General features: G+C 34.5%; 16 protein-coding genes and 3 other annotated features. Of the genes, 3 read left to right on the top strand and 13 right to left on the bottom strand.

Annotated features, from left to right (window positions below):
* Window positions 1–300: 300 nt before the first annotated feature.
* The 9 genes from ltaS to BPMYX0001_RS12365 all read right to left on the bottom strand — a co-directional run bounded on the left by ltaS (window position 301) and on the right by BPMYX0001_RS12365 (window position 16,594).
* Complete coding sequence (ltaS, locus tag BPMYX0001_RS12405) at window positions 301–2,265, bottom strand: lipoteichoic acid synthase (RefSeq protein WP_033798945.1); 1,965 nt, start codon at window positions 2,263–2,265, stop codon at window positions 301–303.
* An 822-nt stretch (window positions 2,266–3,087) separates the two neighbouring features.
* Window positions 3,088–4,713 (bottom strand): ABC-F family ATP-binding cassette domain-containing protein, encoded by a 1,626-nt coding sequence (locus tag BPMYX0001_RS12400; protein WP_006095166.1) that lies wholly within the window; start codon window positions 4,711–4,713, stop codon window positions 3,088–3,090.
* 140 nt (window positions 4,714–4,853) lie between these two features.
* Window positions 4,854–6,026 carry a GNAT family N-acetyltransferase gene (locus tag BPMYX0001_RS12395; protein ID WP_006095165.1) on the bottom strand — a complete coding sequence of 391 codons (1,173 nt, stop codon included), beginning with the start codon at window positions 6,024–6,026 and terminating at the stop codon, window positions 4,854–4,856.
* 218 nt (window positions 6,027–6,244) lie between these two features.
* Entirely contained in the window at window positions 6,245–7,549 is a 1,305-nt protein-coding gene (gene aroA / locus BPMYX0001_RS12390) for a 3-phosphoshikimate 1-carboxyvinyltransferase (RefSeq protein WP_006095164.1), read from the bottom strand.
* Between the two features lie 16 nt (window positions 7,550–7,565).
* Window positions 7,566–8,666, bottom strand: a complete 1,101-nt coding sequence (gene tyrA / locus BPMYX0001_RS12385; protein WP_033798944.1) for a prephenate dehydrogenase — start codon at window positions 8,664–8,666, stop codon at window positions 7,566–7,568.
* A complete protein-coding gene (hisC, locus tag BPMYX0001_RS12380; protein WP_006095162.1) occupies window positions 8,659–9,759 on the bottom strand; it encodes a histidinol-phosphate transaminase in 1,101 nt (366 codons plus the stop codon). The genes tyrA and hisC overlap by 8 nt, the downstream gene beginning before the upstream one ends.
* Before the next feature lie 16 nt (window positions 9,760–9,775).
* The gene (gene aroC / locus BPMYX0001_RS12375) at window positions 9,776–10,948 is read right to left on the bottom strand and encodes a chorismate synthase (protein ID WP_003198429.1); all 1,173 of its coding nucleotides are present in this window, start codon (window positions 10,946–10,948) and stop codon (window positions 9,776–9,778) included.
* 53 nt (window positions 10,949–11,001) lie between these two features.
* Window positions 11,002–11,237, bottom strand: a binding site (T-box leader).
* A gap of 9 nt (window positions 11,238–11,246) precedes the next feature.
* Window positions 11,247–12,323 carry a bifunctional 3-deoxy-7-phosphoheptulonate synthase/chorismate mutase gene (locus BPMYX0001_RS12370; RefSeq protein WP_003198427.1) on the bottom strand — a complete coding sequence of 359 codons (1,077 nt, stop codon included), beginning with the start codon at window positions 12,321–12,323 and terminating at the stop codon, window positions 11,247–11,249.
* A gap of 139 nt (window positions 12,324–12,462) precedes the next feature.
* Window positions 12,463–12,696 (bottom strand) — a binding site (T-box leader).
* Window positions 12,697–12,751: 55 nt separating this feature from the next.
* Window positions 12,752–12,984: a binding site (T-box leader), on the bottom strand.
* A 115-nt stretch (window positions 12,985–13,099) separates the two neighbouring features.
* Entirely contained in the window at window positions 13,100–16,594 is a 3,495-nt protein-coding gene (locus BPMYX0001_RS12365; RefSeq protein WP_006095161.1) for a DUF4020 domain-containing protein, read from the bottom strand.
* A 188-nt stretch (window positions 16,595–16,782) separates the two neighbouring features.
* On the opposite strand from BPMYX0001_RS12365, the gene BPMYX0001_RS12360 reads away from it, so the two are divergent.
* The gene (locus BPMYX0001_RS12360) at window positions 16,783–17,220 is read left to right on the top strand and encodes a YndM family protein (protein ID WP_033798943.1); all 438 of its coding nucleotides are present in this window, start codon (window positions 16,783–16,785) and stop codon (window positions 17,218–17,220) included.
* Window positions 17,221–17,269: 49 nt separating this feature from the next.
* Here the strand turns inward: BPMYX0001_RS12360 and BPMYX0001_RS12355 are convergent, their stop codons facing one another.
* The 3 genes from BPMYX0001_RS12355 to BPMYX0001_RS12345 all read right to left on the bottom strand — a co-directional run bounded on the left by BPMYX0001_RS12355 (window position 17,270) and on the right by BPMYX0001_RS12345 (window position 19,387).
* A complete protein-coding gene (locus tag BPMYX0001_RS12355; RefSeq protein ID WP_003198421.1) occupies window positions 17,270–17,392 on the bottom strand; it encodes a hypothetical protein in 123 nt (40 codons plus the stop codon).
* Between the two features lie 490 nt (window positions 17,393–17,882).
* Window positions 17,883–18,500 (bottom strand): DUF6985 domain-containing protein, encoded by a 618-nt coding sequence (locus tag BPMYX0001_RS12350; RefSeq protein ID WP_240516982.1) that lies wholly within the window; start codon window positions 18,498–18,500, stop codon window positions 17,883–17,885.
* A gap of 350 nt (window positions 18,501–18,850) precedes the next feature.
* Window positions 18,851–19,387: a GNAT family N-acetyltransferase gene (locus BPMYX0001_RS12345; protein ID WP_006095158.1), complete on the bottom strand. Its 537-nt coding sequence runs from the start codon at window positions 19,385–19,387 to the stop codon at window positions 18,851–18,853.
* A gap of 230 nt (window positions 19,388–19,617) precedes the next feature.
* Between BPMYX0001_RS12345 and BPMYX0001_RS12340 the strand changes: the two genes are divergently transcribed.
* Both BPMYX0001_RS12340 and BPMYX0001_RS12335 read left to right on the top strand, forming a co-directional pair.
* The gene (locus tag BPMYX0001_RS12340; RefSeq protein WP_006095157.1) at window positions 19,618–20,037 is read left to right on the top strand and encodes an SgcJ/EcaC family oxidoreductase; all 420 of its coding nucleotides are present in this window, start codon (window positions 19,618–19,620) and stop codon (window positions 20,035–20,037) included.
* Window positions 20,038–20,077: 40 nt separating this feature from the next.
* Window positions 20,078–20,545: a GNAT family N-acetyltransferase gene (locus BPMYX0001_RS12335; RefSeq protein ID WP_003198414.1), complete on the top strand. Its 468-nt coding sequence runs from the start codon at window positions 20,078–20,080 to the stop codon at window positions 20,543–20,545.
* Between the two features lie 80 nt (window positions 20,546–20,625).
* Here the strand turns inward: BPMYX0001_RS12335 and BPMYX0001_RS12330 are convergent, their stop codons facing one another.
* On the bottom strand, window positions 20,626–21,204 hold the full coding sequence (locus BPMYX0001_RS12330; RefSeq protein WP_006095156.1) for a GNAT family N-acetyltransferase: 579 nt from the start codon (window positions 21,202–21,204) through the stop codon (window positions 20,626–20,628).
* Window positions 21,205–21,237: the final 33 nt, after the last annotated feature.

Genomic DNA, 21,237 nt, shown 5'->3' with positions numbered 1-21,237 from the left:
GTCTTTTTTTATTTTTATTTGTTTAGAAAATAGAAGTTATTAATTTTACAAGTATAGATACTAACTTTGCAAAATTAGATTGTTCCAATCACTTTCTACTAATATAGTATCTTGTATCCCCCATAAAATTAACTCCAAATTATCGTTTCTGTAGTGTGCAATAATTGTACTCTTTTCATACATTTATTATACTTTATCAATGCGGTATGTGAAATTATCAAATGTCTCCAAAATAAAAAAGCCTCCTTACAAGGATATTTATCCTTATAAGGAGGCTAACGTTGATTTATTTTATTACGTTTAACCTTCTTGCGTAGTTTTTACTTTCGTCTTATTTATATCACGATGATTATAGTTATATTTCGAACGATCTACTGGTGTAAATCCTTCTGGTGTGTAGAATCGTAATAAATCTCCGTTTACAACTTCATCAGAAAATTTAAGTTTCTGTTGAACCATTTTTTCATTTTGTTTGATTTCATCCGTTGCTTCTACTGGTTTTCCAGTGGTTGTGTCATAATACTTTCCATTAAGCGCAGTAACGGTCGGACTTACATAGTTACCATTACGGAAAGGAACAACTTGCTGATGCTCTGGTGATAATAAATCTGTACCAAATTGGATATAATTCTTTGTATCGGTACCTAGTAAATGTAACAGCGTTGGAAGAACATCGATTTCTCCGCCATATTGGTGTTGAACTCCGCCCTTCATTCCTGGAACATGAATGATTAAAGGTACACGTTGTAATTGTGCATTTTCAAATGAATTAATTTCTTTACCCATGATTTGTGACATCGCTGCATTATGATTATCTGAAATACCATAATGGTCTCCATACATCACAATGATCGAATTGTCATATAAACCAGATTGCTTCAAGTAATCCATAAAGCTTTTTACAGATTCATCTAAATAACGTGCTGTTTGGAAATACGTATCTACAGATGAATCACCAGTTTTTGCTGGTTCAATTGTCGCTTCATCCTTATTAATTGGATAAGGGAAGTGATTTGATAACGTAATAAACTTCGCATAGAACGGTTGTTTTAATGTTTGTAACATTGGAATAGACTCATTAAAGAATGGTTTATCTTTCAGACCATAGTTTACAACATCTTTTTCATTCATATCATAATATGATGCATCAAAGAATTTATTAAATCCAAATGATTTATAAATATCATCACGATTCCAGAATGTTTTATAGTTACCATGGAACACCGCAGATGTATAGCCCTGCTGTCCTAAAATAGCTGGTGCTGCTTGATACGTATTATGAGCTTTGTTTGTAAATACAGACCCTTGTGGTAAACCGAATAGTGAGTTCTCTAACATAAACTCCGCATCAGATGTTTTACCTTGTCCTGTTTGATGGAAGAAGTTATCAAAATACAGTGTATTTGCATCTTGTGTAAATGAATTTAAGAATGGTGTAACTTCTTGTCCGTTCAACTTGTAATTAATTAAAAAGTTTTGGAACGACTCTAAATGAATATAGATAACGTTCATACCTTTCCCCTTACCAAAATACTCTGGGTTAGGGCTTGCATAGTTCGATGTAATATAGTTTCTTACACCTGTCATGCTATCTCCATCCGCTAAAGCACGTTCTGTCGATGCTTTCATACTTTGGATGCCATCATAAATTGTATAGTTGTACGCACCTAAGTATTTCACAATGTAGTTGCGGTCAAACGTTCTTGTTAGTAATTCAGGACGATCAGATTCTGCTAAACCTAAGTTGATGCTAAAAATCAAAATCCCCATAATAAATACAAGTGACAATTTATATTTTGCAACACGAATTGGTTTTGGATTAGCGAATTTTGTTATTACCAACACAAGCAAGATAATTGTGTCTAAGAAATATAATGGATCATATAGATGTAATAACGCTAAAATACTACCACCTAAATCTCCAAAGTTATTCGTTTGTGTTAATGTCGGGAACGTAATAAAATCGCTGAAAAAGCGATAATATACTACGTTTGAGTATAAGATAATTGACAGTAACAAATTAATAATAATTAACCAAATATAAGATCGTTTCCCTTTTGCAAATAATGCAAGTCCTAAAAATAGGACAGCTGAGCTTAGCGGGTTAAAAAATAGCAAGAATTTTTGGATTGTGTTCGATATTCCTAAGTCGAATTCTGTAACATATGCTGCATATGTTTTTAACCAGAATAAAACAACTGCAAAAATAAAGAACCCAAAATGATTACTTAACACACGTTTGCTCTTTAATAATAATTGTTTCATCTCTCCACCTCTTTTAATCATCCAAGGTTTATTTTTTATAAGTCTACCTCTGTTTTGAATTTACTTTCCCAAAACAACCCTCACTTTTCTTTAACCTTATGAAGAATATTAGTAATTATAAGTTTAAGGTTGTATTTATTCAACTATTTCTTATTAAATATGTTGACCTAGATATATATTTAATAAAATGCATTTGTAACATTTTTTATTTCTATCTAACTTTCTAAAAATCCGTCCGGTTATTAGGACACTCCCCACTATAAACTTTTATTCTTCACTCCGCAAACATTCTTATTTCCAAAATTACCAATTGGATTTATTGCTGCTAATTTATTCATTCTGAGAAAATTTCTTCTTACTGCGTCCTTTATATGTAAAAAATTATAATTCACATACATATTTTTTATTATTAACTTCTATAAACAACATTTAATTCTATTATTTCTCCTGTTCATTTAACATTAGCTTTGTGATACGAAAAGAATATATTTAATCTGAACAGACCGGTTCCGTTTGGAAAGACATGTAATTTTTCATTATATGTAACTTCTTTTCAATAAAATTCCATGAATATTGAAAAAATTATACACATTTATATATACAAATACCTGCTATGCAGAATAAAAAGTAACTTACACTCGTTTGCTCTTTCTGTTTTTACTTCGCATGTGGCAGAAAAAGGCCCTGACCGCTTCTATGCATGGCCAGAAGCTCTCCCCCACCTAAAAAAAGGGGTTTTATGTCGGTTTTTTAATTGATGTACCTATAGTAAAAAAACAAAACCCTCGCTCTATTCTAAGTGCGAGGGTTTTGTTTTACAGATTATTTCCCCTGATACATTGCATCTACTTGCTTTTGAAGTTCTACATTTTCTAAGAACTCATCGTATGTTGCTTCTTTATCGATTACACCGTTTGGCGTCACTTCGATAATACGATTTGCAATTGTTTGTACGAACTGATGGTCATGAGATGTAAATAGTAATGTTCCTTTAAATGCGATTAAACCGTTGTTTAATGCTGTGATAGACTCAAGGTCTAAATGGTTCGTTGGATCATCAAGTGTTAATACGTTTGCTCCGCTTAACATCATTTTAGAAAGCATACAACGAACTTTTTCTCCACCTGACAATACAGAAACATTTTTCTTTACTTCTTCACCAGAGAATAGCATACGACCTAAGAAGCCACGCAAGAAACTTTCTGTTTCATCTTGCGGAGAGAACTGACGTAACCATTCAACTAAGTTATATTCACTGTTCTCGAAGTACTTAGAGTTATCTCTTGGGAAGTAAGCTTGAGATGTTGTAACGCCCCACTTAAATGAACCGCTATCTGGCTCCATTTCACCCATAAGAATTTTAAATAATGTTGTCATCGCAATATCATTGCGTCCGATAAATGCAACTTTATCACCTTTAGATAATGTGAAGTACACATTATCTAACACTTTTTCTCCATCAATCGTTTTTGAAAGACCTTCTACAGTTAATAAGTCATTTCCTACTTCACGCTCTGGTGTGAAGCCAACGAATGGATAACGGCGTGATGATGGTTTAATATCATCTAATGTAATTTTATCTAATAATTTTTTACGAGAAGTCGCTTGCTTCGCTTTAGATGCGTTTGAACTAAAGCGTGCAATGAAGTTTTGTAACTCTTTTACTTTCTCTTCTTTTTTCTTATTTGCATCTTGTGTTAGTTTTAATGCTAATTGGCTTGATTCATACCAGAAGTCATAGTTACCAACATACAATTGAATTTTACCGAAATCAAGATCCGCCATGTGCGTACATACTTTATTTAAGAAGTGACGGTCATGGGATACAACGATAACTGTATTTTCAAAGTTCATTAAGAAGTTCTCTAACCATTGAATCGCTTTTAAGTCTAAGTGGTTGGTAGGCTCATCTAATAATAGAATGTCAGGTTGACCGAATAATGCTTGAGCAAGTAATACTTTTACTTTCTCTGCCCCTGTTAACTCTGACAATTTTTTGTCATGAACGTCTTCTCCAATGCCTAGGCCTTTTAAAAGAATTGCAGCTTCAGATTCAGCTTCCCAACCGTTTAGCTCAGCAAATTCACCTTCCAGTTCTGCAGCACGCATACCGTCTTCATCACTGAAATCTTCTTTCATGTAAATTGCATTTTTTTCTTGCATTACTTTGTAAAGACGTGTGTGACCCATAATTACTGTTTCTAATACAGGAAACTCTTCGTATTCGAAGTGGTTCTGTTTTAATACTGCTAAACGCTCACCTGGCGTGATGTTTACATCACCTGTTGATGGATCAATTTCTCCAGATAAAATCTTTAGAAATGTTGATTTACCAGCACCGTTTGCTCCGATTAAACCGTAGCAGTTACCTGGTGTGAATTTTATGTTAACATCATCAAATAATTTTCTGTCCGCAAAGCGCAATCCTACGTTACTAACTGTAATCATGTGTTTCCTCCAATTTCGATACTTTTATATACATACTTCACTTACTATAACATACTTAGACATCTAAAGGTATATCTAATCATCTTTCTATTTCAACAAAATAAAAAGCACTTTTCAAATCGTGCTTTTTATTTGAAATTTTAAAAGAAATCATAAATAAACGGCTTATGTAATGGAATCAAATGTTCAAGTGTTTTTACTTCTTCCTCACTCCCTAAAATATGGTCCATTTCGTATAACTCTAATGGACGCTTATATCCGAATAACATTGCTGATAAATCATTTATATTTAAATGGATTCCGCTACTATTTTGTTTTTCGGTTTCTTCTTTATTAATAATTACTACTTCTTTACTTTGTAATTTAACCGTCACATTATTCCATGAGGCAAATGAGTCTGAAATATGCAAAATAACTTCGTTTTGTTGATTAGCCCAAACAAATGAATATTGATTTAAAAACTTTTCCACGTCTACAATCCGAGCCATAAAATAAGGAGTAATTTCAGCCTTCACTCGAGGCTCTTGTAAAGTATAAAGTAATGGCTCTGTTTCACTTAGTATCATCTTAAGCTCTTTTATCATAGAATCATGTTGGCAAATAAAATTCCAAAGTCCATTTCGAGCTTCATTATTTAGCGGTACAAATTCTTCCACTGTCATTTTTGAATCATTTATTTTGTACAGCATATAACCAGTAGCTTCATCTTTTTCATTGTAATAGACCGCTGCCGTCAAATCATGGTAAACTGCTTGCGTCCACCAATCCGTACTTCGAACTAGCATACCAGCGAATCGCTTTGCAAATTGCTCATATACTGCTTCTATTTCTTTTGGATGTGAATCTTTATTAAAACGTCTCACATTCCCTTTCACATGCTTCTGCATCACTAAATCACTCTTCGTCATGGAACATATGAAACGATTGGCAAATAGTTCCCATCCATACTTTCTATAGAATGAAACTGCAAATGGATGTAACATTGATACACTAAATCCATCTTGTTTCATTTTTTGTAGCACATACTTCAGTAATTCTTTTACATGCCCACTCCGTCTATACTCTGGGTATGTCGCTACTCCTGCAATTCCACCCATTTTAAACATTTCATCACCAATATTTATTTCGAATGGAAGAAGGTGCAGTTTTGCTGCGAGTTGATCTCCTTCCAAAATTCCAAATAGTTGATGGTGTTTTTTCATTAATGTAAGACGCTTTTCAATTTGATCTTCCGGTACCTTATATTGAAAGGCATATTCAGATAAAGCAATCGCTTCTCTATATTGTCGCTCTGCTAATTCAATTACTTTCATGACTTTCTCCTCCTATTCCCTTTATTACATTCGTACTCATGCGGATAAAATCCTATCTAAAAAATCAGAAAGGTCGATGGAATATACATCGACCTTTCTATAATTATTATATCTTGATATAACACACTATCTTCCAAATAAAGATTTACCATAAAACAAAAAGCTGTACTTACTAATTACTTTTATCATGTCCCCTGTATACCATATAAAGTTTCACTTTATGCTTTTTCCAATTCGGTTTGTAGTTTGCTCAATTCCTGAAAGAATGTAGGATACGATACACCTACTGCTTCTGCATCTTGAATCGTTGTTTTTCCTTCAGCTATACAGCCGGCGATTGCAAGCATCATTCCAATGCGGTGATCACCGTAACTATGTACTGTATTGCCTTTTAAAGTTGATTTACCGTAAATAATCATTCCGTCATCTGTTGCTTCAATACGAGCTCCTAGTTTCGTTAGTTCAGCAACAACTGTGTCAATACGATTCGTTTCTTTCACTTTTAGCTCACGTGCATCTTTAATAACCGTAATTCCTTCAGCTTGCGTTGCCGCTAATGCGATAATCGGAATTTCATCGATTAATCTTGGAATAATATCCCCGCCAATTTCGATTCCTTTTAGTGAAGATGTTTCAATAGTAATGTTTGCAGCTGGTTCTGATGCTCCTTCGTTAATTGGTTCTATAGTGAACGTAGCACCCATTCTCTCTAAAACATCTATAATACCTGTACGAGTCGGATTCATTCCTACATTTTGTAGTTGTATTTTACTATTTGGAAGAATGGCTCCTGCTACTAAGAAAAATGCCGCTGATGATACGTCACCTGGAACTTGAACGTCTATTCCAGTTAATTTCTGGCCACCTGCTAGTTTTACAGTTTTCCCTTCACGAGTTACTGTAACACCAAACGCCTCAAGCATTCTTTCCGTATGATCGCGTGAAATGTGCGGTTCTGTAACAGCTGTTACACCTTCTGCACGAAGACCTGCAAGTAAAATAGCTGACTTTACTTGTGCGCTTGCAACTGGGGAAGTGTATTGGATTGCTTTTAATGCTCCACCTCTTATTGTTAGCGGTGTGTACGTCCCGTCTTCTCGGCCATCAATGTTTGCGCCCATTTGCTTTAATGGATTGGTTACGCGTTTCATCGGTCTTTTTGCGATAGAAGCATCACCTTGTACGCAAGAAAAGAATGGCGTGTTTGCCAATATTCCTGATATTAATCGTATCGTAGTTCCAGAATTACCAACATCTAATACAGCTTTTGGTTCTTGTAAACCTTCAATTCCTTTTCCGATTACAATAACTTCATCACCGTTTTGCATAATGTCTACTCCCATTTCTTTAAAACAAGAAATAGTACTTAAACAGTCTGCACCAGGTAGAAAGCCTTTAATTGTTGTTCTTCCCTCTGCAATTGCGCCGAACATAACAGCGCGGTGTGAAATGGATTTATCACCAGGAATTGTAATGGTTCCATTCAATCCGTTATTAACAGGTTGTATTGTTCTTTCTTTCACATTTTCACCTTCTCATTTAAATTGTTTCATATGTTTGGTATTCTTCTTTTCCAAGTGCTAGTTTTGCTTTCATACGATCTTCTTCTCTTTGGAAGCTAATACGTAATACCCCAAGCAATCCTTCACGCGCTTCTAATATTTGCAAGTTCGTAATACTAATTTCTTCGCGCGCAAGAATACTCGTAATATGAGCTAATGCCCCTACTTTATCTAAAACATCGACGTAGAAGTCGTGATAGGCGGGAATAGCTCCTCTTTTTCTCACTGGTAAAGAATCACGATATTCTTTCGCATCTGCAAAGTAGTTTTGTATTTCGCCTGCATCTCCTATAGAAACCGTCTTATATAACTCTTCCATTTCAGAGATCCACTCTTTTAATAATACCATTAAATGCTCACGATTTTGCTTTACAATGTCACTCCACATTTTCGGACTGCTAGATGCGATACGTGTAATATCTTTAAATCCACCGGCAGCTAGTTGATGAATGAGTGGATTATCTCCTGCATGTTTCTCGACTTGTTTTACTAAACCTGCCGCAATAAGATGCGGAAAATGACTAACGATTCCTGTTACATAATCGTGTTCTTCTGTATTTAAGACGAGAAAATGTGATCCTGTTCCTTTCAACCATACTTTTAGCTCTTCCACTTGATCATTTGGCACATGATTCATCGGTGTTAAAATGTAAAATGCATTTTCAAATAAATGCGCCTTTGCACTTTCAACACCAGTTTTATGAGACCCTGCCATCGGATGTCCGCCAATAAAAGAAACTTTCTTTGAAAATAAAGCTTCCGCTTCATTCATAATTGTTCCTTTTGTACTTCCAACATCGGTCACTATTACATCATCCCGTAAACGAAATGACGCTAGTTTGTGTAATAACTTCTTCGTTTCTTCAACTGGAGAGGCAAAAATAATTAAATTTGCCTCTTCACATGCACGCTGTAAATCTATTGCTACTTCATCTACTACATGTAATTCTTTCGCACGCTCTACCTGCTCTTTAAATAAATCATAACCTGTTATCGTTACATCGTGCTCTTTCTTAATTGCTAATGCGAGAGAGCCTCCTATTAATCCTGTTCCAATTAATACTACCTTTTTACACATTGGCCTCATCTCGAGACTTATGTTTTTTATTTTCAAAGTGTTGTTTTAACACTGAAATCACTCCTTCATTTTGTTCCCTTGTTCCGATTGTAATACGGACACCATTTGGAAACGGACGAATAATAAACCCTGCGTGCGCGCAAGCTTCATAAATTTCTCCAGCACCATCTACCGGCAAGAAGATGAAGTTTGTTTGCGACGGATAGAATGGAATTTCATTTCTCTTACAAAAACTTTCGTATTGTTGCAGCCCCTCTGTATTAACACGTACCATCTTTTCAATAAATGACTCATCGCTTAAGGCAATCGTTGCTGCATTTTGTGCCAATGAAGATACGTTAAACGGCAAACGTACAACATTTAATTTCTCGATTAACTCTTCATGTCCAATCGAATACCCAACACGGAATGATGCTAATCCGTATGCTTTAGAAAACGTTCTTAGTATAAGAATGTTTTTATGTTTTTCTAGAAGCGGTAATGTCTCTGGGAAATCTTTTGCTGTTACGTATTCATAGTACGCTTCATCAATGACAATTAACGTATTTTTACTAATTCCCTCAATGAATTGAGTCAATTTTCGCTCATTTACATATGTGCCTGTCGGATTGTTCGGATTACAAATCCAAACGATTTTTGTATTGTTATCAACCGCTGAAGAAATTTCGTCTAAGTCATATACACCGTTATTTAAAGCTACTTCTTTCACTTCGCACCCTTCAATAACTGCATGATGACGATATTGCGGGAAAGTTTCTCCTGCTGTTACTACATTATCTCCCTTACAAAGTACCGCACGGCTTATAATTTGAATGACTTCATCAAGTCCGCTTCCACATATAATTTGTTCCTTTTGAACTTGTAGTTTTTCTGCAATTGTTTGGCGAAGTTCTACAGCTCCTCCATCTGGATATAAGGCATGTTCATGCCATGCTTTTTGCAACTCTTCTATAACACGTGGTGAACAACCGAATGGATTTTCATTTGATGCTAATTTTACAAATGAATGATCCCCATATATCTCTTTCATTTGCTGCGCTGATTTACCTGGTTTATATGGCTGTAATGATGATAATTGCTCTTTTACCTTCATCTGGCATCCATCCTTTTTAAAATTCTTTTGCATATTTGTTATGCTGCGTAATATTTTGCTTGATTAATTCCATGCGGTCTTTTCCGAATTGTTCAACTAATGCGTCCGCAAGCTCCCATGCAACCACAGCTTCTGCAACAACACTTGCAGCTGGTACTGCACAACTATCAGATCGTTCAATACTTGCTTGGAATGTTTCTTTCGTATCAATATCTACACTCGCAAGTGGCTTATATAATGTAGGAATCGGCTTCATTACACCTCTTACTACAATTGGCATTCCTGTAGTCATACCACCTTCTAATCCACCTGCATGATTTGTTTTTCTTGTATAGCCTTTTTCTTCATCCCATAGGATTTCATCGTGTACTAAGCTTCCTGGCTGCCTTGCCGCCTCAAATCCAATCCCAATTTCAGCGCCTTTAAAAGCATTAATACTCATAATTGCTCCCGCGAGTTTTGCATCTAATTTACGATCATAATGTACGTAGCTACCAACACCAATTGGCATCCCTTCTGCAATTACTTCTACAATTCCACCTATTGAATCCCCACTGCTTTTTGCAGTATCGATAGCATCCATCATCTTTTGCTCTACCTCTTTATCTAGGCAACGCACAGGTGAATTTTCTGTAATTGTTTGAATTTCTTCTATTAGTAGTCGGCCTACACGATTTGCTTGTATCCCGCCAATCTCAAGAACATGTCCTGCAATTTGCACACCTAATTCTTTTAAAATTTGTTTTGCAACTGCACCAGCAGCTACTCTTACAGTTGTCTCCCTTGCAGAAGAACGTTCCAAAACATTTCGTATATCACGGTGACCATATTTAATTGCACCATTTAAATCAGCATGTCCTGGACGTGGTTTTGTAATTGTACGTTTCATTTCTTTACTTTCTTGCTCCGAAATAGGTTCAGCCCCCATTACTTTCGTCCAATGTTTGAAATCATCATTTTTTACGATTAATGTAATTGGTGAACCAAGTGTTATTCCGTGGCGCACACCACTTACAATCTCTACTGTATCCGTTTCAATTTGCATGCGTCTCCCACGACCATGCCCTTTTTGTCTTCTTAATAATTCCTTATTAATATGTTCTGCTTGTAACGATAATCCTGCAGGTACACCTTCTAAAATAACAGTTAACTGCGGACCATGTGATTCTCCAGCTGTAATATATCTCATTTCTCTTACCCCTTTATTATTTTTTTGTACAAAAAAGTCCCTACTGAGCGCTCAGTAGGGACGATTCATATCGCGGTACCACCCTAATTGTAGACTATTTTTTTGTCTACCTCTTATCATTGTTAACGATCTATGAGACCGTCTTTCCCTTCATAAAGATATGATCTTTACTACGAAAAAGATGCTCTAGGGCTGTAATTCATGCTTATCTTTGTACTGATTCTCACCGGCCATCAGCTCTCTATAAACAGGGAGATAAGCACTACTGTTTCCCTTTCTACGCATATTCAATATGAAATTAAGATAATTTATTTTTAAATCCTTTTAACTCTTCCATGAATTTATGGAACTCTGGAATATCCATTTGCTGTGCAGAATCAGATAATGCAACTGCTGGGTCTGGATGTACTTCTGCCATGACTGCATCTGCTCCAATTGCTAGTGCTGCTTTTGCAGTAGGTAATAATAAATCTCTACGTCCTGTAGAATGCGTTACGTCCACAACAACAGGTAAGTGTGTTTCTTTCTTTAAAATCGGTACTGCTGAAATGTCTAATGTGTTACGTGTCGCTCTTTCGTATGTGCGGATACCGCGCTCACATAGTATAATTTGATCATTTCCTTGTGCGATGATGTATTCAGCTGCATTAATGAATTCATCAATTGTCGCTGCTAAACCACGTTTTAATAATACAGGTTTATTTACTTTACCCACAGCTCTTAATAAATCGAAGTTTTGCATGTTTCGTGCCCCAACTTGAATGACATCAACGTAATCAAGAGCCATTTCTACATCATTTGGATTTAAAATCTCACTGATAATCGCTAAATCGAATTCATCAGCTACTTGGCGTAAAATTTGTAAGCCTTCAACCCCTAATCCTTGGAAGTCGTATGGTGACGTTCTCGGTTTGAAAGCACCGCCGCGCATTAATTTTAATCCTTGTGCTTTCATCGCTTGCCCCACTTGGCGAACTTGCTCTAAACTTTCTACCGCACAAGGACCCATGATGAATGTTTGTGTTCCATTTCCTAATAATTCACCTTTTACATCAACAATTGTATTTTCTTTTTTCTTTTTACGTGAAACAAGTAATGCTTTACGGTTGTCATCTTCTTGCAATTCTAAGCTCGCTTTGAAAATCGTTTTGAAAATGTGTTGAACTGTTGAAGTTTCGAATGGCCCTTCATTATGTTCTGCGATCATATCCAGTACTTCACGCTCACGAACTGGGTCAAAACGTTTCGTACCTTGCACTTGTTTTTGTTCCCCAATCTTCTGAACAATTTTACCTCGTTCATTTAAAAGCTCTAGTAACTGTAAATTGATTTTATCCACCTGTTTACGTAATTGTTCTAACTCATGATTTGCCATTTTAAAATCCTCCTTTTAATGTTTAAAACTATGTGAAGAGAATAAAAATTCCCTATTTTCTGAATTGAAACTCCACAAAAACTTATTATGAGATCGATTCCGCCTTTTATGTGTACAAAAAATCCCTACTGATCTACTCAGTAGGGACGATATTTATCGCGGTACCACCCTAGTTGCAGACTTATTTCGTCTACCTCTCTTCACTGTTAACGATCATTCGACCGTCTTTCCCTTCATAAAGACAATTATCTTTACTACGAAAAAGATGCTCCAGGACTGTAATTCGCACTTGTCTTTGTACTGGTTCACACCAACCACCAGCTCTCTGTTACAGGGAAACAACTACTACTTCTTTTCCTTTCACCGCATGTTATATTCCATTTTCAAGTTGGGCCACAAAAATACAAAAAGTCCCTACTGATCCAATCAGTAGGGACGATATTTATCGCGGTACCACCCTAGTTGTAGACTTATTTCGTCTACCTCTCTTCACTGTTAACGATCATTTGACCGCCTTTCCTTCATAAAGAAAACAAATCTTTACTACGAAAAAGATGCTCCAAGACTGTAATTCATGATTATCCCTGTACTGATTCACACCAACCATCAGCTCTCTGTTACAGTAAGATCCTCACTACTGTGATCTCTTCATTGCACTTTGTTTATTCAAATGTTTTTGAAATTGAATAAGTTATGATTCGTATTATAGAATGCTTTTTCAAATACTGTCAACACCTTTTTAGTTATTTTTTTAAAATCCCACTCTTTACCCACTATTAATCTTGTAAATTTGTCATCACAAGTCCAATACGAATCATTTCGTTTTGAATAGATATTAGCAAATGTTTCTCCACTTGGTACTCTGTTAACAATTGTTTAATCTCAATGATTTCATTTTCAAAAGAATTTGCCTCATGAAGGTTTTGTAATAACGAAAAAAACAACTCACCATAGGCTTCTACATGATATTTCATATTATTTTTCTTTTCCAAAATAGACAAAAATAGTTGTTTCATTTCCGCTTGATCGTAACGTTCTGATGGTGGAGAGAAACGAGTAAGAATTGTTTGTAATCCTTTTTCGGCAACTTCATCCATACATAATACAAAACGTAAAAACATGACATATTCCCTACCAGTTACGGAACTCATTTTTGGACGTTCAATTAAAAATCCAGCTAACCAAGCTTCCCAAAATTTTTGTTGTTCTCTCACGCTTAATGTTTTCACATAATAACATAAATGTTCCATAAACTTAATTTTGTCATTTTCCGTTTCCTGTATAAAAAGCGGATATAACCAATCTGCTCGCTGTTCCCAATATAATACACATTTAATAAAAACAAAGCTGAGCCACTTTAAGAATACTTCTTTTGTATGTGGATGTAACAAATATAAATGCTCGACTGCATATTTAATATGTCGCTTTATCTCTGTAAATAACGGTAAATTTATTTGTGTATAGCAAAGTCCTGCCCATGCATATTTTATTGATTTTTCTTGTTTTTTTAAATCGAGATAAGGTAGCAAATTTTTTCTACACCATTGTTTCTCAATATGATATAAAAATGTTATATCTGCTGTTAATCGTGCAAACATGAAGTTTGTACTCTGTGAAAATGTTCGCATTTGTTCTTCAAATAAAAACAAGTATTCATGAATATTCCGATCATATAAGTGGTCATATGCTAGTAACTTTAATAATACTGACGTCATCTTTCCAATAGGATGTTGAATAGATTCATTATAAAAATCATGCTCTTCTATCTTAAAATTCGGATCACCTTTCATTACTTGAGGAAATAAAGAAAAGGCAAAACGTTTCACCACACGTATACTATTCTCTTGGAATTCTTCTAATCGATTGCTGATTTCATAAAGAAAACTGCTAATTAACCAATGAAAAGATGTATTTCTTACAAATCGTTGCAGGAGTGGAATGATTTTTTGTATTTGTTGATTTGTAAGCTTACGATTATTTCTCCATGCCCGAATACAGACAAACCATACTTCATTACTTACATTACTTTCCCCTACTAATTGATACGCAAGCGAAATACTCCACTCTGTATCCAATTTACATGCTTTTGATAACATTTCTAAAAAATGACGCTGTTCAAAAATACCATCATGAGAAAAAAGCCTAACTTGTTTCATCATTTCATGGTCTTTCAACTGCAATAATCCATCGGCCGTTACGTTGCATGTAATACTTTGTACAGCATCCTCTACTCGCTTTTCACCGTAACGTTCTGGGGAAAAATGAGGATGTTTTTGTTTCATTTTTTTATATGCTTGTACTGTACAATTACTATTTGGATCACATGTATAAAGTAAATCCATAATAAGACAAACATCAAAAGCCCTCTCATTAACAAGGTGTTTCATAACCTTTTGTAACACTTCTTGCTTTCTTTGTTCCGAGGTAAATGGATAATGCTTCTTTAAAAATTTAAATACTTCATGCCTATATGTAACATGTAAAAGTAATTTTTGTTCTAGTAGCCATTTGATTTTTTCATCGTCAGTTACAAATAAATTTTTACTCATCGCAGCTATTGCAATCCGTTTTTGTACTATACTATCTGTTTCTATCATTTGGGCGATATAGTAGTTTGCCTTTCTCTTATTATTTTCACATAAATAGGCGAGACATTCTTTTACAATACGAATTAAAAATGTAAAATCTTTCGGCTGTAAATCATGCTCTGAAAATTCGACTGTATTATATGTCACACCGTCCTTTTTCTGCAGTGCAGTCTGCCTTAAAAATAACATTTGGATTTTTTCTAACCCCATAACCATAATTGGGTCAGCAAAATATGCGATATGCGGTTTCATTCTTTCATCCCAGATTCTTTGTACAAATGCAAATACGGGAACTGGTAAACGGCTTGTCTCCTCTAATTCAATTGAATCTTGCATATCGTGTTCCCATCTTCTGACACGCTTTAATTTAATTTTCCCATCCAAAATAAACGCCAACAATAAGACGAAAATTTCTTTATGATCAGGAAAGGAACATTTATGTAACAAATATGAAACCAATTCTATAGAGCTACTATTTTTTTCTGCTGTTTCCAGTAAGAGCAATGTCCATTTTGCGAATAATAGCGGTTCAATTGGCTCTTTTGTTTCGTTTAAATACGTACAAATCGTTCGCCATAACAAAGGAGAAATTTTTGAGTGATTTTTATAAATAAGCTGAAATAATTCTTTTTGGTGGCTAAAAAGAAATTGTTTGACGAGCCACTCGGCCAACAACTCATCCTCTTCACTATGAATAGTGGAAAGCAAAAATAAATTTTGGATTTTGCCTTCTGCCTCTAACCATTCTACCCATCCATAATCGCGAGCAAATTCTATAAAATACCGGAGTGTTTCAATTTTTTTTACTGATTGTTTTATATATGATAATTGCTCTTGTTCAACTGATGGTGGAACTGTCACGATATCACGAATCCGCATTCTTTTTGTAATATAATTATCTCCCATTAATTCAGCCCAGCGCTTCACCGCTTGAACAAGTGCCTGATGATTGTTCGCCTTATTTGGATAAACAATGGGCCTTACTCCTAAATGCTCCCAATGATATGTATTATCTCCTTGCGCAACAAATGCATAACGTTTTGTACTCGGTGGTAAACCTGTTGCTAAATATTTCATGACAGGATCATTATGACTATATCCGATGAATAACACCGTATAATTTGAAAATAAATCAACTAAAAATCTTCTTGCCCAACCCTCTGTTAAGTAAGCCCTTCCAAAATCGCCATCCGTTAATATTAAATTTTCTTTTTCCTGTTCTACATTGCCGTGTATATATGCTAAACCTTTAAACGCTCTACCTGTTGGAAGTGCAGGTGCGTAATATATATTAATATCTGGATTCATTTCCCGAATTACACTTGTAAAATGCTGATCAAAATTTGTAGTAACGATGCGAACATCAATATCATCTGAAAAAAGCCGTGGAATGGCATAGTGTAATGGATTCGGTTTTGAATTTTTCACATCAACAAGATCTTGTGCAACTTGATGTACATCTTTCGTCTTCGCAACTTTTCCAAGATAATAATCATGCGGTTCTGTATTTTCACGCTTTTCAACATATAAAGCTTCCGCAATTTCATCAACTAAATCATCGAAATTTGGTAAGTTTGATTTCCCTTTCATAGAAACTCCTGCTCCGACAAATAATACAAGCCTTCCTTGTTCAAGATTATCAAATAGTTCATCTGGAATTTCTACTTCTGAAGTAATCCACATTTGGATCCCCCCTTACCTAAAAATGTCATACACTCTCATTTTACTATAACATTTTTTGTTTATTTTTTTAATATTTCGACAAGATGTTCAACATGAAAAAATTTTATTTGCAACTATGTACATACATAAGAAATGTATGAACTTCTTGTTTTATACCAAAACTATATAAAAAACGGGAGGTGTGCAATTTGAGCAATTTTACGATTGTGCTTATCAAATTTATATCGTGTATCATTGCTTTTGCTATCGGACTTGATTTATTTTTTGATGCAACAATTGTTGATGTTATTTCCTTTAGCCTGTTTGTAACAATCGTTTCTTATATGTTTGTTGATAAAATCCTTTTGAATCATATTGGCAATTCCGCCGCTATTATGGCTGACTTTTTGTTAACATATTTAAGTGTGTGGATTTTCGGTAATATTTTATTGGACAATTATATGCAGATTGCATGGGGTAGTATTATATCCGCTATTGTCTTTACATTATCTGAAGTGTTTGTGCATCGTTTTTCTCATACGCATGAACGGCTCAATAATGAACGAATTAATATGAATGGCCGCTTCGCGTATGGAACTGAGTTTGCTGAAGAACAAAACATCTTAGATAAAGATAAGAAAAAATAAAAAAGAAGGATGTCATTATACTGGTAATGACATCCTTCTTTTACACTAACTATTCTTCCTTCCACCCTTTTACATCCACTGACATATGTACAATTACTTGAAAGCCTAAGCTACCTGTAGAGCCAACTGCAATTGAATATTGAGAAAAAACTCTCGAAATGCAGCATTTCATAAATGACCTCACATATGTACTAATTTCCCTTTAATCAAATCTGATGACACTTCTCTTTCCTCCCAAATCTAAAACTGTAGGTTTCGAATAAAGTTTGATCAAATTAATGCTATTAACCGTAATAGAAGAACAAAAGAAAAGAGCGTGTTTTGAAAAAAAGATTAATCAAAACATGCTCTTATAGTATTTAATCGGATTATTCTTTTATAAAAAAGATTGATCTTTTTTATAATCCTTCAATATTTCGGATATCAGGAATAATTGCATGAACTTCAACAACTTTAACCAAAAAACATTCCATTTTATAAAAAGTTTGTTTGAAGCTTTCGTAGAATTCTTTAATTGAAAGAGGTGAAGTTTCGTGACTTTATTCAAAGCAACAATAACAGAAAATAAAACCTAGCAACATAACGCTATGCTGCTAGGTTTTATAACGCTAAAAATTATCATCAGTTTTGTTTTTAAGATTTCTGTTTAAAAACTAAGAGGGTTATTTACTTTTCAACCACTTGGCTCTAACCAATTCTCTATCGTTTAATAGATTGTTCTTAGCTAGTTCATAACACACTAACCAAAAATCTTTTTGCCACTTTGTACAATCTTCCTCGTAATCCATAAGCATCTGAAGCATACAATATGAATCAGAAGGCTGAATATGAATCATATCATTTTTAAAAAATAAAGCTATGAGACCATGTTCAATAGATAGCAAGCAACCTTCATCAAATGAAATTGCAAAGTAAGCATAGTTATCCTTCGTATAGTCAGGTAAAATCTCAAATGTAGGAGTTCCTATATAAGGATGGATTTCTTCCATACTATTAAAAGTAATGGGACTAAAGGAATGATCATTTTCATTATATATCTCGTAACTCATTAAATCTTTACATTGCAATTCAAATAGACCCTTTAGTATATTTTCATAAACAATATCAAAGTGTTCCTTTAAATAACATAGCGTATTATAAGATTCTTTTGTTAAAGGTTGATTACTCTCTAAATACCCCTTTATCTCAATTTTTTTTTGTTCAAAAAACGAAACGGAACAATTTACGTTTATAGACCCATCCCAACAGTCGTATTTTTCAGAAAAGTTAAAACCTTCCACTTTATATACCACCATTCACACCTACCTAATTAAATTTTATTATTCATAATTAACGCCCTCTTATTATGTCACAACCGAAGCATAGCGGAGGGCGTAGTATAATTGTAATTAATCTACAAAATGGAAAGCAATTTTTAATCTTGAAAAATTGCTATAATCCTTATAAAACCCATCAAAAATAAATAACACCCCTTTAAATACTAAATCCAAAGGGTAGAGCTGTATATATACCTTCTTGAACATCTATTACTACCAAAGCTTTCTTCATCACACATCGCTCCCCTTTTTAATGTAGATTTATATATATTAATAATATGTAACTTTAATAAAATTAAAATCACTACATACCTTTATCGTCTATACTCCATCATCCAGCAATCTTCTAGCTTCCCTTCATGAAGTTCATGTTTTATTAACCTTTTTATCTTTTGAAATCCACACTTTTCATAACAACAAATCGCACGTTCATTGCTCACTCTTGGATCCATCGCAATTGCTTCTGCCCCTAACTCATCGGTGATATATGTAATTGCTGCTTTCACAAGCTCTGTACCGATTCCCTTATTCCAATATGCTGTGTCCCCAATAAATTGGTCCATCCCACATATATTTTGATTTTCTCTATATCCATATAACTTTTTCCATTCTGAATCGATCAGGTAAATTTGTATATAACCAATCGGTTCTTCAGCATGTTCTACTAAACATCTTTTCTCAGCACTCTTTGGGTCATGAATAAAATGAGTACGAACTTGCTCTGGAGATTGCGGATTATCTCTGCCTTCGTAATACTGTAAAACTTCTGGATTTGTTAACCATTTTGAAATGGTATTCACATCATCTTCTATAACATATCTAATCGATAAACTCCCTTTTTGAAATAACATATTTCACCTCTCTATACATAACATTATAATATTCTAGACTCCTTGAATTAACTCCTCTTATTAGCTAGCGAGTATGATTTAGAGAAAAATTTTAATATATGTATATAAAACCGTCTTGCTATCATACCTTCGTATAATTTCCACTACAAAAAAATACTACTATTGTTGGATGTTATAGAACCTTTACTTTAGTAATCTGTAGATATCAAACTAACGTAGGAGGAATCAAGATGTCTAAAGGTTATGATTCAAAAGAACATCAACAAGAAGAAATACATGCAATCCGGCAAACGATCACCGAAATGGAAATTGCATTTAATACACATGATGCGGATGAATTAGATCGCTACTTCACTTTAAATGCCACATGGGTCAATGTATTTGGCAAGCGGCTTTCAGGTTGGAAGCAAATCAATGAGACACACAAAGTTCTTTTACCAGGACCTCTTCGGGACTCATACGCTTGTTATACAGTTGAAAGTATTAACTTTATTCGCTCTGATGTAGCTATCGCACATATTAGACAATACCCAACAACCTCTGAAGGAAAAATAATAGAAGATGAGCAAGGGAGCCTTGCTGTTTATGTGATGGTTAAAGAAAAAGAAACATGGAAAATTGCTGCTGGGCAAAATACGCTTGTTCAATAGCTCTTCCCATATTCCCTATTTAAACTGGAGGTTTCAACTTATGTCTCAAGTAACTCTGAAAAAAATAACTTCTGACAACTGGCGAGAGGCTCTCACGCTTTCTGTAAATATTGAACAACAAAAGTTTGTTTCTGAAGTTACACCACCTGTTGCTATTGCACTTGCTAAAGCGTATATTAGGCCGGATGATAGAATGATTGAACCTTTTGGAATTTATCATAACGAGAAAATGGTTGGTTTCTTTAATCTACATTACGAACTAGATTGTCAAAAGGACTTTTGGCTGTTTCATTTTTTTATCGACAAAGGACATCAAAGAAAAGGATTTGGAGCCGCGGCAATAAAAGCGTTAATTAACCATTTAAAAATCGTTCATCCATCTTGCCATCGTATTCGCTTAACTGTGCATCCTGAAAATGATTCGGGTCAAAAATTCTATTCTAATCAGGGGTTTACCGATGATGAAATTCTCACATACGGTGAACTAACCTATTCCTTGTATCTTTAGAATTTTTTTAGCATAATAACGAACAAAGAGTGCCATAAAAATCTCTAAAGACACTCTTTGTTCGCGTGAAGCACTATAGGTTATATCGGACTGTCTTTAAATCTCAAATACCAATATATTGCAACTTCATCATTTTGCTCATGAATGCCTTTATATACAAGAAAATCAAAGCCTCCTATAACAAAGCCACAACTTTCATAAAATTTGCATGCTTTAACATTATTGTTCTGTGTCTCCAGCATGATTCCTGGCATTTCACAAGCTTGCGCCCAATGCTTTGCCTGCTCAATTAATTTCCTACCAACTCCAAGTTGTCTAAACTGCTTATCTACTTTTATATCTTCCACGTAAGCAAAACCATTCCAGTTTCTCTTTACTATAATCATTCCAATTATTTGGTGATTCATAAACGCCAAATAAATTATCTTATCTGGATTATTAACATATTCACTATAATCTAAATCATTCTCTTGATCCTCTTTATATATATCTTCTGAATAATTTTTCTCATAGCTTTGTATTTCTTGCACGGTGTATTCTATTCGTTGATCCATCGCTGCTAATGAAAGGAATAGCTTAGAATCAACCGTAAAACTATCATCAATTTCAGGAATTCCATTCAAATCATGTATTTCTAGTTTTCTAATAAAAATGTCCATCCTTATCTCCTCAAAGTAAAGTAAAATATAATA

The organism is Bacillus pseudomycoides DSM 12442 (assembly GCF_000161455.1).
GTDB lineage: Bacteria > Bacillota > Bacilli > Bacillales > Bacillaceae_G > Bacillus_A > Bacillus_A pseudomycoides.
The sequence above is the reverse complement of the archived record's forward strand: the minus strand, read 5'-3'. Positions and strand labels throughout refer to the sequence as shown.